The 14,639-nt window shown below is 39.4% G+C and carries 15 protein-coding genes; 12 read left to right on the top strand and 3 right to left on the bottom strand.

What is annotated here, in order from left to right; translation table 11 throughout:
• Position 1 precedes the first annotated feature (1 nt).
• Positions 2-772, top strand: coding sequence for a glycosyltransferase family 2 protein (locus ACNI3T_RS06595; RefSeq protein WP_418227143.1), 771 nt, complete (start codon positions 2-4; stop codon positions 770-772).
• Here the strand turns inward: ACNI3T_RS06595 and ACNI3T_RS06590 are convergent.
• Positions 762-2,072, bottom strand: a complete 1,311-nt coding sequence (locus ACNI3T_RS06590; RefSeq protein WP_418227142.1) for a phenylacetate--CoA ligase family protein — start codon at positions 2,070-2,072, stop codon at positions 762-764. The genes ACNI3T_RS06595 and ACNI3T_RS06590 overlap by 11 nt on opposite strands.
• Positions 2,073-2,156: 84 nt before the next feature.
• Between ACNI3T_RS06590 and purD the strand changes: the two genes are divergently transcribed.
• Positions 2,157-3,428: a phosphoribosylamine--glycine ligase gene (purD, locus tag ACNI3T_RS06585; protein ID WP_418227141.1), complete on the top strand. Its 1,272-nt coding sequence runs from the start codon at positions 2,157-2,159 to the stop codon at positions 3,426-3,428.
• Here purD and ACNI3T_RS06580 read toward each other — a convergent pair.
• Positions 3,420-3,647: a DUF6341 family protein gene (locus ACNI3T_RS06580; RefSeq protein WP_295180392.1), complete on the bottom strand. Its 228-nt coding sequence runs from the start codon at positions 3,645-3,647 to the stop codon at positions 3,420-3,422. The genes purD and ACNI3T_RS06580 overlap by 9 nt on opposite strands.
• Before the next feature lie 43 nt (positions 3,648-3,690).
• Between ACNI3T_RS06580 and ACNI3T_RS06575 the strand changes: the two genes are divergently transcribed.
• The 3 genes from ACNI3T_RS06575 (at position 3,691) to ACNI3T_RS06565 (ending at position 6,410) form a co-directional block, all read left to right on the top strand.
• Entirely contained in the window at positions 3,691-4,614 is a 924-nt protein-coding gene (locus ACNI3T_RS06575; RefSeq protein ID WP_418227140.1) for a DUF6427 family protein, read from the top strand.
• Positions 4,615-4,719: 105 nt separating this feature from the next.
• On the top strand, positions 4,720-5,328 hold the full coding sequence (locus tag ACNI3T_RS06570) for a DUF4254 domain-containing protein (protein ID WP_141876446.1): 609 nt from the start codon (positions 4,720-4,722) through the stop codon (positions 5,326-5,328).
• A gap of 2 nt (positions 5,329-5,330) precedes the next feature.
• Positions 5,331-6,410, top strand: coding sequence for a glycosyltransferase family 9 protein (locus ACNI3T_RS06565; RefSeq protein ID WP_418227139.1), 1,080 nt, complete (start codon positions 5,331-5,333; stop codon positions 6,408-6,410).
• On the opposite strand, the gene ACNI3T_RS06560 is transcribed toward ACNI3T_RS06565, so the two are convergent.
• Entirely contained in the window at positions 6,407-7,456 is a 1,050-nt protein-coding gene (locus ACNI3T_RS06560) for a 2Fe-2S iron-sulfur cluster-binding protein (RefSeq protein ID WP_418227138.1), read from the bottom strand. The two genes, ACNI3T_RS06565 and ACNI3T_RS06560, sit on opposite strands and share 4 nt — an antisense overlap.
• 97 nt (positions 7,457-7,553) lie before the next feature.
• Between ACNI3T_RS06560 and ACNI3T_RS06555 the strand changes: the two genes are divergently transcribed.
• The 7 genes from ACNI3T_RS06555 to atpB form a co-directional block, all read left to right on the top strand.
• Positions 7,554-9,038, top strand: coding sequence for a DUF5687 family protein (locus ACNI3T_RS06555; RefSeq protein WP_418227137.1), 1,485 nt, complete (start codon positions 7,554-7,556; stop codon positions 9,036-9,038).
• A gap of 12 nt (positions 9,039-9,050) precedes the next feature.
• The gene (locus ACNI3T_RS06550) at positions 9,051-9,761 is read left to right on the top strand and encodes an ABC transporter ATP-binding protein (protein WP_141876450.1); all 711 of its coding nucleotides are present in this window, start codon (positions 9,051-9,053) and stop codon (positions 9,759-9,761) included.
• Between the two features lie 94 nt (positions 9,762-9,855).
• Positions 9,856-12,423 carry a type IX secretion system periplasmic lipoprotein PorW/SprE gene (gene porW / locus ACNI3T_RS06545; protein ID WP_418227136.1) on the top strand — a complete coding sequence of 856 codons (2,568 nt, stop codon included), beginning with the start codon at positions 9,856-9,858 and terminating at the stop codon, positions 12,421-12,423.
• A gap of 12 nt (positions 12,424-12,435) precedes the next feature.
• The gene (locus ACNI3T_RS06540) at positions 12,436-12,834 is read left to right on the top strand and encodes a bactofilin family protein (protein ID WP_322301622.1); all 399 of its coding nucleotides are present in this window, start codon (positions 12,436-12,438) and stop codon (positions 12,832-12,834) included.
• On the top strand, positions 12,815-13,030 hold the full coding sequence (locus tag ACNI3T_RS06535) for an AtpZ/AtpI family protein (protein ID WP_322301623.1): 216 nt from the start codon (positions 12,815-12,817) through the stop codon (positions 13,028-13,030). The genes ACNI3T_RS06540 and ACNI3T_RS06535 overlap by 20 nt, the downstream gene beginning before the upstream one ends.
• Positions 13,030-13,413 (top strand): hypothetical protein, encoded by a 384-nt coding sequence (locus tag ACNI3T_RS06530; protein WP_418227135.1) that lies wholly within the window; start codon positions 13,030-13,032, stop codon positions 13,411-13,413. Before ACNI3T_RS06535 ends, ACNI3T_RS06530 begins: the two co-directional genes overlap by 1 nt.
• A 133-nt stretch (positions 13,414-13,546) precedes the next feature.
• Positions 13,547-14,639 (top strand): F0F1 ATP synthase subunit A (atpB, locus tag ACNI3T_RS06525; protein WP_418227134.1); only part of this gene is annotated, 1,093 nt, incomplete at its 3' end.

Raw genomic sequence — 14,639 nt, 5'->3', positions numbered from 1 at the left:
AATGAAGGAGGGACTGGTGTCTGTCATAATGCCCGCTTACAATAGCGAAGCTTATATTGCTGATGCGATTCGTTCTGTAATTTCTCAGACTTACCACAACTGGGAACTGCTTATTGTAAATGATGCTTCCAAAGATTCCACTGCACAGATCCTGCAGAAATTCGATTCCGAAGAAAATAGGATCAGGGTTTTTACCAATTCGACGAATAAAGGTACCGCATATTCCCGAAATAAGGCGATTGAGGCTGCAGAGGGACAGTATATTTCATTTCTTGACGCAGATGACCTCTGGAAGGAGAATAAGCTTGAGAGGCAGCTAAAGGTTCTTTCCAAGGCTAATGTCGCGGCTTGTTTCTCCAGTTACCAGTTAATGCATGAATCGGGCAACAAAAGTAATATCGTCATTCAGGCCTTGCCAGTGTTAAGTCATCGAAGATTGCTTAAAGCAAATTATGTTGGGAACTTAACAGGTATTTATAATGCTGGGCTGTTGGGAAAGATCTATGCTCCAGACCTTCGGAAGCGCCAGGACTGGGCAATGTGGCTAAGAGTTATTGAAGAAGGTGGACCCATGGAAGGAATCTGGGAATCACTGGCCTATTATAGACTTCGGAAGAATTCAATTTCAGGAAATAAACTGGAAATGCTGAAATATAATTACAAGGTTTACCGGCTTGTTGGTTTTGGCAGAAGAGCATCGCTTAAGAAAATGCTTATTTTTCTGAATGAGCAATTCTTTGTAAAATCGAAACAGAAATTAACTATTGAATAAGCGAGGTAAATTGTTTTAGTTTCCCGCTTTTTGTACGTTTTAGCACCTCATTTTTCTGAAAACTAATCTTCAGATCTTTTCCCACATACATTTCGATCGCCTTCATAATACCTTTTTTCTGAAGCTCAGAAAGTTCGATATCGCTCACATAATCTATATGAAATGTATCCAGTCTGGTTTGGGTAATAATAAATTCCCTAATGTTCCCGCTGTCTTCTATAATGGTTTTAGTGACATAATAAAAGGTTAGTCCTGGAACTACTTTACCATCTGGTAAGCGGGCAATGTCATTCGTACGACCTACTAATTGTTCCAGAACTGGCTTTTTTCGCGTACTTCTGGTAGATAAAGACCCGGTATCTCCAATATCGTAACGTATCATTGGGTGAGCATAATTATATAGTGCTGTGATCACGATCCGGCCTTCCTCACCATAGGGCAATATCCTGTCATTTTCATCGAGAATTTCTACGTAAAGATCTTCAGAATTTACGATCCAGTGATGGTTAGGATCCTCGAAAGCAATAAGTCCAACTTCGCTGGCACCGTATTCATTGATCACTGGAACTCCCAGAACATTTTCTATTAGTTCCTTGTCTTTTTCGAAGAGTCTTTCAGAAGTAACAATACATATTTTTAGACTTGGACAAAGATCCTTCAGTAGGATTTCCCGATCCTTTAAAAACTTTGCAAATAGCAGGATGGCACTTGTGTAACCATTAAGATAATTGAAATCTGCTTTTTTAAAACGTTCCAGAAAAGATTCCATTTTTTGTTCACTAAGATCAAAAATATTGAACCTCCGCCTCAGGCTTATTCTGTCTTTCAATCGTTCCTGCACATTTCCGAAGAAATCAAGAGGAATTCCGTAGAAACGAGCCTGTAATGAGGTGTTAAGATCGATGCCATACCAGGAGTAGCGATCCTGAAAACCAGCCCAACTCAAGGCATGAGCAAACCTGTTCTTGGCAAAAATAAAGGGATGCCCACTGCTTCCTGAAGTTTTCCCCACATAAGCCGACTTCGTTGTATACGTAGAACTCAACCTCTCCTTGAGCGGTTGTTGCAGATCTGATTTTTTCATGATCGGGACTTTGCTCCAATCGTCAAAACCTTCCCATTTAAAAAAGTCGCGGTAAAAATCGTTATGCTGAATATGATAGTCCAGCAATAGATTTCTCTGCCGGTATTGATACTTCTCATATTCGGCTTCGGGGATGTTCTTAACCTCCTTGAGTTTTTTCTGAGCCCGCTGAATAGGGAATTTATTGAGTTGTAAAGATAATCTGAACCAATCCAAGTGTAGAAGCGCTTTTTTAACGAATTTATTGGTGCTTCAATGTACAAACATTTATTTTTGATGCAACAATTAAAATTTGAAGCTATGAATATTCTCATTCTTGGTTCCGGTGGTCGCGAGCATACTTTTGCCTGGAAGATTGCCCAAAGTGATCTATGCGATAAACTTTATGTAGGACCCGGGAATGCCGGTACAGCAGCTATTGCCGAAAACCTGGATATCAATCCGATTGATTTTGCACAGGTAGGAAAAGTGGCCCTGGACAAGAATATCGACATGATTGTGGTGGGTCCTGAAGATCCTCTGGTAAAAGGAATTGTGGACTTCTTTAAGAATGATGATCAATTAAAGCATATTCAAATGATCGGGCCTTCACAGCGAGGAGCTTTACTGGAAGGTAGTAAGGAACGTGCCAAGGAATTTATGGCTCTTTACAATATTCCTACCGCTGCTTATGAGAGTTTCAGTTTTGAGAGTCTACAGGCAGGGAAACGTTTTCTGGAAACTTTAAAACCTCCGTACGTGTTGAAAGCCGATGGTTTAGCCGCAGGCAAAGGGGTGCTTATTATTAAAGAACTGGACGAAGCTAAAAAGGAACTTGAAAACATGCTTTCAGGGAAGTTTGGTGCGGCTAGTGAGAAGGTGGTGATAGAAGAATTCCTTGATGGGATCGAATTAAGCGTATTTGTACTAACCGATGGTGAGAATTATAAGATCCTTCCAACGGCAAAAGATTATAAAAGAATAGGCGAGGGGGACACCGGGCTTAATACTGGCGGTATGGGAGCAATTTCACCTGTACCATTTGCAGATGAAACGCTAATGAAAAAAATAGAGGACCGGATCGTAAAACCAACGGTGAATGGTCTTAAAGCTGAAGATATCGATTACAAAGGCTTTGTTTTTATAGGTTTGATCAAAGTTGGGGATGAGCCTTATGTGATCGAGTATAATGTTAGAATGGGTGATCCTGAAACTGAAGTTGTATTACCAAGAATAAAGTCTGATCTGGTTTCATTACTGGAATCTACCTGGAAAGGTGAACTAAATACTGCAAGTCTTGAAATTGACGAGCGGTCTGCGACAACGGTGATGCTGGTTTCTGGAGGTTATCCAGAATCTTACGAGAAAGGGAAGCCAATCACAGGATTGGACAAGGTGACAGAATCTCTAGTATTCCATGCAGGAACGAGTAGAACTGCAGAAGGAGTTGTAACTAGTGGTGGCCGCGTAATTGCGGTAAGTTCCTTTGGGGGTGATTACAAACAGGCACTAAAAAAATCTTACCAAAGTGCAGAATTGTTGCAATTTGATAAGATGTATTTTAGAAAGGATTTAGGTTTTGACCTATCCTAAGAATGAATGTGAAGTAGATTCTCTGTTTTCTTCGTTATTATCGTTAAAGGTTTTTAGCTGCTTCATCCAGTAAAGAAAAGCTAGAAAACCAATAGCCATAAAGATCCAGTTCAATCCATTGGCAAGAAACCAGGAATCAAGTTCCAAAGCTCTCAATTCGTCTAATGGAGCAAGGAGTAACTCAAACAAATCTTCTATTCCTTCAAAAAAATCTTTCATGATCGTATCATTAATTGTGACTACAAAAATATAAAAACTACCAATGCTAACAAGCTTTTTTAGCAAATCCAAACCTATTAACCTCACGGTGATCGTTCTGCTACTGGTTATCTTTTACACCGGAGTGAACTTTTTTCACTGGGAAAATGGTTTCGAGATACTGGATTTACTGCAAAAGATTGGTGTTTTGGGTTTGCTTGTTCTAAGTTTATTCGTGCTGAATTTTATAGCAAAGAAAAATGAACTCACTAAGCGGAGTGCGTATAAAACCCTGCTTTTTGCAATTTTCGCGATTAGTTTTAGTGAACTTCTGGCCAATACGCCGGTAATCATTTCCAATCTTTGTATCCTGCTGGCTTTACGGAGGATCATTAGCCTCAAATCTCACAAATTTGTACGGCAAAAGATCTTTGATGCAACTTTCTGGATCGCCATTGCCACACTTTATAATTTCTGGTCGGTATTGTTCTTTCTGCTTATATTTTTCGCGATTCTTAATTTTGCTTCTGCTTTTAAGAACTGGCTGGTTCCCTTTGTAGCTTTTCTGGCGGTAGGCATTCTAACGGTAACATTTCATCTACTCGCTTATGATGAGTTGTATACGTTGAATGACTGGTTTCAGACCAGTAATTTTGACTTTAGTCGTTATAACGTAGCGTCGATATTAGTTCCATTAAGTATTATTCTGGGTTTGCTTTTCTGGACACTTATTCAATATTTCAGTGCGATACAGAAGGCAAGCATTACCAGAAGACCGGTCTTAAGCATGATCCTGTTCTGCCTGGTTATTTCTATTGCTGTTGCGATCTTCGCTCCGACTAAAAATGGAAGTGAACTTATATTCTTCTTCGTACCTCTTAGTATCATTGCTTCTAACTATTTTGATAGCAAGAAGGATCGCATATTCAAGGAAATATTACTGGCAGTGCTAATTTTTATGCCTTTTGTCCTGGTTTTTCTGGGTTAAACCATTTCCTTCAGATTCACCGGAATCTCTTTATAAAAATAATATCTTTGCAAAACCTGAGCATTTCAGGCCAATTCGCATTCAATTTATATTAAAAACAACTTTATGTTTTCAGATAAAGCCAATACTATTTTTAGAGAAGTGATCGAACTCTATCATGAAAAAGATAGCGTAGAACAGGATTTCAAAAATCCTTATGATGCTGAAAAGAATCTTCTGGAACATTTACTTTTCAGAAAATGCTGGATAGATACCGTCCAATGGCATTATGAAGATATTATTCGCGACCAGAATATTGACCCGGTTGCAGCATTAACTTTAAAGCGTAAGATCGATGCTTCCAACCAGGATAGAACAGATACTGTGGAGTATATTGATAGTTACTTTCTTGAAAAATATAAGGATGTAAAGGCAAATACAGATGCTACGATCAATTCTGAAAGTCCTGCATGGGCGATCGATCGTTTATCTATTCTGGCGCTGAAGATCTATCATATGAACGAAGAAGCACAGCGTACAGATGCTTCAGAAAAGCACCAGATGGCCTGTAAGGCTAAATTGGATATACTTCTGGAACAACGTGTAGACCTTTCTACGGCGATCAATCAGCTTCTGGAAGATATCGAAAAAGGTGAAAAGTACATGAAAGTGTATAAGCAAATGAAGATGTATAATGACGATGAGCTTAATCCTGTTCTAAGAGGTAATAAATAGAAATGGAAGATCAGAATAGTAATCAGCATCCATCAACTTCAGAGAATAAACATCTGTTGGTGATTCGTCTTTCTGCCATGGGAGATGTGGCGATGGTGGTTCCTGTTTTGAGCATTCTGGTTAGAACCTATCCACAGCTTACAATTACGGTACTTACACGTTCTTTCTTTTTTCCGCTATTCAGTCATTTGCCAAATGTGCGTCTCTACGAGGCAGATGTCGATGGCGTTCACGAAGGTGTTCTGGGACTTGGTACCCTGGCCCGGGAACTTCGTGATGAGGAGATCGATATGGTCGCAGATCTTCATGATGTTCTAAGAACCAATGTCTTACGCTCGGTTTTTTATTTCTACGGAATTCCTTTCGAACAAATAGATAAGGGAAGAGCTGAAAAGAAAGCTCTTACACGGGAGACCAACAAGATTTTCAAGCAGCTGAAAACTACCCATCAGCGTTATGCTGAAGTTTTTGAGAAACTAGGATACCCGATAGATCTTTCCAATTACACAGCAGCTGCAAGGAGGGAAATACTTCCCAGAATTTCTGATGTTACCGGTAAACGGAAAAAAGTAAAATGGCTTGGAATCGCACCATTTGCCCAGCATAGTTCAAAATTTTATCCGGTAGATCTCATGGAACAGGTGATTTCCAGGCTTTCTTCGGAGGCAAATACTAAAATCTTCCTGTTTGGAGGAGGGGATACAGAAAAGAAACAGTTGGAAGAATGGGAATCCAGATTTGAAAATTGTGTAAGCGTGGTTGGTAAATTGAGGTTTGCGGAAGAACTAAGCCTTATCTCTAACCTGTATATGATGTTATCCATGGATAGTGGAAATGCTCATATCGCAGCGATATTCGGGATTCCGGTTCTAAGTATCTGGGGCGTTACCCATCCTTATGTGGGATTCGCTGCATTTAATCAGCCTATGGAGAATTGTATCTTACCGGATCTTGAGAAATATCCAAAGATCCCAACTTCGGCTTATGGTAATAAAGTTCCGGAGGGCTACGAAGATGTTATGCGAAGCATTCCTCCGGAAGTGGTAGTATCTAAAGTTCAGCGGCTGCTGACTAATTCTTAAACATCATCAAAATCTACTTTTAGCGTAGAAGTAGTTGGATGCGCCTGGCAGGTAAGTATAAAACCTTCCTCGATCTCTGCATCTGTAAGGATCTGGTTTTTACTCATTTCAGCTTTACCTTCAGTAATTCGAGCCATACAGCTACTACAAATTCCGCCCTGGCATGAATAAGGCACATCGATATCTTCTTCCAGCGCAACGTCAAGTAACACATCTTTACGATCCATAGAAAAGCTATACTCTTCATCATCCACAACAATGGTTACTGAAGTTTTTCCATCAGTATCTCCCTCAATCACTTTTTCTTCTGAAGTGCTTGTAAACAATTCGAATTTGATCTGCTCATCACGAACATCGTTCTTCTTCAATACTTCAGTAACGTGATCGATCATTTTTTTGGGTCCGCATAGATAGAAGGTTTCGAAATTACGGTCCTTGAATTTATTCTTCAGGATATAGTTTACAGTACTTGTTTCGATTCTTCCGAATTGTGCATTTTCTTCACGTGTACGGCTGTAAATAAACTCTACGAAAAGCCTTTCCGGAAACTTAGATTGCAATTCCAGTAACTCCTTAAAAAAGATCGTATCGTCTACAGATTTATTTCCATAGGTTAGCACAAACCGACTTTCGGGTTCCTGTTCCAATACAGATTTGATGATGGAAAGTACTGGCGTGATCCCGCTACCTGCTGCGAAAGCAGCATAATCCTTAGCGGAATTACCAGGTTCAAAAACAAATTTTCCTTCCGGCGGATGCACCTCCAGAATATCTCCGGCTGTAAGTTTATTGTTTGCGATCACTGAAAAGCTACCGCCTTCTACTTCTTTTACGGTTACCTTGAAATCTTCAGAAGCAGGAGCAGAACAAAGAGAATAGGCTCTTCTTATTTCCCCATTTTCAGCATCATATTTAATAGTGATATACTGCCCGGCCTTGAATTGGAACTCTTCTTTCAAGTTTTCAGGAATATCGAAAGATAAACTCACCGCCTGGGAAGTTTCACGAATTATTTCCTTTATTTTTAGCGGGTAAAAATTACTCATTTTTTAATATTTGGGCGTAAAAATACAAAGTATGAAGCTTTTAAAAATGTAACAAAAGTTTAAATTTCTCTACCTATCTAAATAAACAGCAGATTTTATGTTTAGTAAATTTCTCTGGCTGGAATGGAAATCATTCACAAGGTCGGCCAGTTTTGGAAAAAGTCTGGGATTAAAAATCCTGATGATATTCCTGGCGCTCTATTTTTCAGCCATGTTTTTATTTCTGGGCGTAGCATTATTTCCGCTGCTTAAGGAATCTTTTCCAGAACAGGATCCCTTGGCGATCGTGAATAGATTTGCTTTGACTTATATAGGCTTTGAGTTCATTTTCCGGTTTATGTTGCAAAGCCTACCGGTGATGAATATCAAACCGCTTATGGTAATTCCTGTATCGAAGAAAAAAGCGGTCAATTATATACTTCTTAAATCACTATACTCATTTTATAACATTTTGCCATTGCTCTGGATCATTCCCTTCGGGCTGGTAAGTATCCTGAAGTATGATTACCCTGCCTGGAATGTTCTAGGCTGGATGCTTGGGTTTTACGCACTTGTTTTATGTGTGAACTATTTCAATTTTATTGTCAAGAAGAAGTTCAACGAAAGTCTTAAGCAATTAATTCCGGTTATTATAGGGGTGGCAATTCTGGGTGCTTTGGACTACTATGGTATTTTCGATATTGGAAGTTACTTTGGTTCGGCCCTCGATTATTTATATGACCAACCGTACTTAGCAGTCATTCCTTTCATTTTACTGGTTATACTTTATCAGTGGAATCTTTCAGACTTAAGGAAAAAATTCTATCTAGACCGGGACTTAAAAGCCAAATCTAAGGAAGTGAACACCCAGGATCTTGGTTGGACCCGTAAATTTGGAAGTATTGCACCTTTCCTTCAATTAGATATTAAACTTATTCTTCGGAATAAAAGAGCGAAAACAACCATTTTCATGTCTCTTCTGCTTTTATGCTATGGGCTCATCTTCTACCCGAACGACGCCTATCAGGACATGCCAGCATTCTTTCTGTTTGTGGGTGTTTTTATGACCGGTGTATTTATGATGAATTTTGGTCAATTTGTACCATCCTGGGATTCGTCCTATTACTCCATGATCATGTCTCAAAACATACCTATGAGACAATACCTGGCTTCTAAAATGGGATTAATAACCGTAAGTGTGGTGGTATTGTTGATTCTTACAACTCCCTATATCTATTTTGGATGGGAAGTGGTTTTGCTGAATATTACCGCCGCGATCTATAATATTGGAGTGAACGTTCCTATGCTAATTTTTGCCGGAAGTTTCAACAAAAAGAGCATCGATCTTGACAAAAGTCCGGTGATGAATTACCAGGGAATGGGTGTTTCACAATGGCTCGTTGGAATTCCAGTTATGGCATTTCCCGTCTTCATTTTCTGGCTGGTAAATAAATTCATAAGTTATGAAGTTGCCGTGGGAACCATTGCTGGATTGGGTATTATCGGGATCCTTATGCGTCCGGTACTATTAACTTACCTTACACAGCGCTACCGAAGACGTAAATATGTAACGATCCAGGGATTTAAACAAAAAGGAGAATAAATTTATAGGAATATGATCACAGCAACCAATCTTTCAAAAATATATAACGGAAACAAAGTGCTTGATATCGAGCATCTGGAAATTCCTTCAGGACAAAATTTCGGACTCGTAGGTAACAACGGTGCGGGTAAAACCACATTTTTTAGCTTGCTGCTGGATCTTATTCAGCCCACTTCCGGAAATATCTTTAATCAGGATATAACGGTGAGCGAAAGCGAGGACTGGAAAACTTTTACTTCTTCCTTTATCGATGAAAGTTTCCTTATTGGTTACCTGACTCCAGAAGAATATTTTTACTTTATTGGAGATCTTCGGAATAGAAATCGGGCAGATGTAGACTCATTCTTAACGCAGTTTCAGGATTTTTTCAATGAAGAGATCATTGGTCGCAAGAAATATCTTCGGGATCTTTCAAAAGGAAACCAGAAAAAGGTAGGAATCGTAGCCGCATTGATCGGTGATCCTGAAGTGGTTATTCTCGACGAACCATTTGCAAACCTGGATCCAACCACACAGATCAGGCTTAAAAAGATTCTTAAGGAGCTTTCAAATACCTCTGGAACCACTGTCCTCATTTCCAGTCATGATCTTATTCATGTTACTGAAGTTTGCGAAAGAATCGTTGTCCTGGATAGGGGAGTGCCGGTTCGTGATATAACTACTTCCGAAGCTACCCTGAAGGAACTGGAGGATTATTTTTCCAGTGAGATCGTTGAGGCCTAGTAATTGCAGCTATTGGACTTTGCAAAAAGAAGTTTACTTTTACATACTAAACCAGCTGTATCAAAGTTATTCATGATACCATAAAAGGTTCATATTGAATACGTTTACCCGAATTTCACTGCTTTTACTAACTGCCGCGGCAATTCTTAGCTGCTCCAGGAAAAAGAACTCTTTTGTAAACCGAAATTATCACGCGATCACTTCGGAATATAATACGCTGTACAATGGTGGTCTCGCCTTTAAACAGGGAAAAGAAGAGATCAACCAGAATTACGCAGATAATTACTGGGATATTCTACCTGTTGAAAGACTTGCTCTTGATGAAAATATCGTCCTACCAGATAGCATTAGAAATCAGAATTTTGGTATAGCTGAAGAAAAAGCGGTCAAAGCTATTCAGAAGCATTCCATGCAAATTGGAGGCAAAGAGCGAAATCCTCAAATGGATGAAGCTTATTTGCTCCTTGGGAAATCCCGGTATTTCGATCAGCGTTTCGTCCCTGCGCTCGATGCATTCAACTACATTCTTTACCGTTATCCTGCTAGTGATAATATAACTCACGCAAGGATCTGGCGAGAGAAAACAAATATCAGGTTAGGAAATGAAAAACTGGCGATCAAAAACCTGAAAAAGATTCTTGATTCAGATAAACTAAACGATGAAGATATAGCCGATGCCAGTTCCAGTCTTGCGCAGGCTTATATCAATTTACAATATATTGATAGTGCTGTAGTCCCATTACAGAACGCTAGTGAATTCACCAGTAATAATGCTGAAAAAGGTCGTTATTACTATATTCTTGGTCAGCTCTATGATCGAATGGATCAATCGGCAGCCGCAAATGCTTCTTTTGATAAAGTAATAGACCTGAAACGCAAGTCTCCCCGAATTTACCTGGTGAATGCTCATATTCAAAAGGCAAGGAATTTTGATTTTCAGAATGGTGACCGTACCCAACTACTGGCGCTTTTAAGAGATCTGGAAGAAGATCGCGAAAACCGACCATTTCTCGACAAGATCTATTTTCAGATTGGAGAGTATTACAATCGTCTAGATTCCGTAGAAACGGCTGTGAATTATTATAATCGCTCTTTGAGATCACCATCAAGCGATATTTTTTTGAAATCGATCAACTATGAGATCCTGGCGAATATCAATTTTGATGAAGCAAACTACCGGCAAGCCGGGAAATATTTTGATAGTACCTTGACCTATATGTCTCCAGATCTACTGGAGTTCAGGACCATCAGCAAAAAACGAGAAAACCTTGCCGATGTGATTCTTTACGAAGAGATCGCTGAGGAAACAGATAGTATTTTGAGGCTCGCGAACATGAGCGAGGAGGATAGATTGCAGTATTTTACGACTTATACAGATACATTAAGAGCACGAGCTGTCAAAACCATGGAGTCTGGAGAATTACCTGCTTACACAGCAGGGATAGGGCCAAGAACTAATTTTCCGCAAACGAATATACCAGCTTCAGCTTCGGTGCCGCCAGCAGGTGACTTTAATAGCGGAAATACTGGTAACATTTTTTACTTCTATAATCCAATACGGGTTTCCCGGGGCGCGCAGGATTTCCTCCGCACATGGGGAAGCAGGGAACTCGCCGATAACTGGCGCTACGGCAGCCGTGCTATGAATCAAAGTACGGTAAATGCTGAAGAGCGATTGATGGATATCAACCTGGACAATGATCCAATCTACGATCCCCAAACCTATCTTGCACAAATCCCTACAGACGCTTTAGTTCTGGATAGTTTGTCTTCTCAACGAAATCGTGCAAATTATCAACTGGGAGTGATCTATAATGAGAAGTACCGTGAGTATGCACTGGCAGCGAACAGGCTGGAGTTTATGCTGAATAGTAATCCAGAACAGAGCCTGGTACTTCCGGCAAAATATAATTTGTATTCGGTTTACAAAGCTCAGAATCGTGTAGATGATTTACGAAGACTGGAACAGGATATACTGCAGAATTATCCAGATTCGCGATATGCCGCTTTCATCAGAAATCCCCAGAGCGTTCAAATGGATGAAAGCAGTCCTGAAAAAATATACGAACAATTATATAGAAAATTTGAGGCACAGAATTTCGCTGAGGTTTTAGAGCAATCAGACGCTTATAGATCTCAGTATAACGGTAATAGTATTTTGCCTAAGATAGAATTACTGAAAACTCAGGCGATCGCAAGATTATATGGAATCGATGCTTATGAAAATTCCCTGCAATATGTGGCTGCAAACTATCCGCAATCTCCGGAAGGTCAAAAAGCACAGCAATTACTGAATACGGCTATTCCATCCCTTAAAAACCTGGAGTTTGTAGCCGATAGTACTCAGACTAATTTTAAACTGGTGCTTGCTTTTTCTGAAAGTGAAAATGTTTCTGCAGATTCTTTAAAAATTCAGATTGAAGAAAAATTAGAAGAATTAGACTACAGGAAAATACAAACTTCACGGGATGTTTATAACTCTGAGCAGACGTTTGTTGTTATACATGGATTAAGCTCAAGATCTGCAGCACAAGGATTTCTGGAGCTACTTCAGAAGGATGAGAAGATTAAAATTGAATCGGAAGCTTTTGTCATGTCGGCAGAAAATTATAGAATTGTACAAATTAAGAAAAATTTAAGAAATTTGTCAGATCTTAATTAAAGCCCTACTATTATGTTTTCAGATACCAAAAAGTCCAGAAGCTCTGCAGATCAGCGTGAGCAAAATCGTATTGCAGCAGGAACAATTATAACCGGTGAGGTCTCTGGAAAAGGATGCTTCAGAATAGAAGGCAAGCTAGAAGGTAGTCTTAAGACTACCGGAAAGGTTGTAATAAGTAAAGGCGGAGTGATAAATGGTACTCTGGAATGTGATAGCGCAGATATTGAAGGAAACTTTAATGGCAAATTGCTGGTAAAAGACGTACTTAGTCTCCGCGGCACGGCTCATATTGAAGGAGAAGTGATCGCCGGTAAACTTGCGGTAGAAACGGGAGCAGTATTTAATGCGACCTGTGAAATGAATGGAGGTATAAAACCTCTTAAAGCGAAAAATGAAAAACGATCAGCGTAACAAGTATCTGGGTTTTATAAATATAGCCTTTCAAATGGGGCTTCTCATAGCTGCCGGAGTTTTCGCGGGCATCTGGCTTGACAACAAGTTTCCGAACAAATTTTCTGTTTATACAATTTCTCTATCTCTTGCAGGCGTGTTTATCTCACTTTACCTTGTTTACAGGGAGGTCAAAAATCTGAACGAAGACGAATAATGCAACAAAAGATCTTAGGTTTCCTCAAAGTATTTATTCCTTTTTTTATCATTTGCCTGCTAATACAGTTTGCACTGGTAAACTACCTGTTCCAGCCCGAACTTTATTATTCTACATTTGCGATCTATGCTTTCCAGTTCATAGCAACACTCATTGTATACATTTTACTGGTTCTTGTACAGCAAAACTTTAGCGATAAAACTGGTTTTGCCTTTATGGGTTGCGGTCTTTTTAAGATGCTCGCCGCAGTTTTGTTTTTGCTTCCTATGATGCTGAATGGGACGCTTAATCCATTTCAGAGCTTAATCGCATTTTTTATACCTTATTTTATCTTTCTTGTTTTTGAAACTATTTACGCTGTAAAGCTTATAAACCTGAAATAAACTGCTGACTTTCAGTAAAATCATAAAATCGCAGGATAGGCAAAAAAAATATAACTGCTTCTTTCAGATAAAAATTAAAAGTATACCTTTGCACGGAAATTTAGAGCCCACAATTTTAAGTAGATCAGGTAGTATGATAGCACAGAAATCTTTAGTGATTAGCTTGTACTTTACATTGGCCTTAGCCATTTTCCCAGCCTTTACCTTTGCTCAGGAGCACGGAGAGGAGCATTCCGATCTTCGGGAAGCTGAAGAAGAGTTTAACGCAACAGAGATGATCCTGCATCATATCGGTGATTCTCACGGTTGGCATTTCTTTGGTTCCGGAGACAATTCGTATACATTGCCTTTACCGGTAATTCTTTATACGGAAAACGGTCTGGTAACTTTTATGTCTAGTGAATTTCACCATGATACTGAAGGTCATCATGTAGTTGAAAAAGACGGAATGCGTTTTGTAAATCTTCATGAGGATATTTACAGGCTTAATGATGGTGCAACCGCTGTGGAGCTTGACGCTGAGGAGCACCCGATAAACGCTTCTAAACCATGGGATTTTTCTATTACAAAGAACGTTGCGGCTATGCTGCTTACAGTGATATTAATGCTGTTGTTTTTCACAAGCCTGGCCAGACATCACAAAAAGAATGCACATGCACCAAAAGGTTTCAATAATATTCTTGAAACACTTGTGATCTTTGTTAGAGATGATATCGCGATTCCACAGCTGGGAGAAAAGAGATACATGAAGTTCATGCCTTTCTTATTATCGGTATTCTTTTTTATCTGGATTACTAACTTACTTGGTCTGTTACCAGGAGCTGCAAACGTTACCGGTAATATTGCTGTAACTGTATCACTTGGTTTATTTACACTTGCCTTAATATTAATCAACGGTAATAAGGATTTCTGGAAGCACACTTTATGGATGCCAGGAGTTCCTACTTTCGTAAAACCAATTCTTGCAGTCGTGGAACTTGCAGGGGTATTTATTAAGCCTATCGCGCTTATGATTCGTTTATTCGCGAATATTACGGCAGGGCACATTATTATCTTGAGTTTGATCGGGTTGATCTTTATCTTAGAAAATGCAGGCATCGCCGGAGTTTCGGTTCCGTTTGCCTTATTTATAACAGTACTGGAATTGTTAGTAGCATTCCTACAAGCGTTTATTTTTACAATGCTGTCTGCCCTGTTTATCGGGATGGCAGTTGAGGAACATGAAC

The organism is Christiangramia qingdaonensis, from assembly GCF_048381525.1.
Classification (GTDB): domain Bacteria; phylum Bacteroidota; class Bacteroidia; order Flavobacteriales; family Flavobacteriaceae; genus Christiangramia.
Note: the sequence above shows the minus strand (reverse complement) of the source record. Positions and strands in the feature narration are given on the sequence as shown.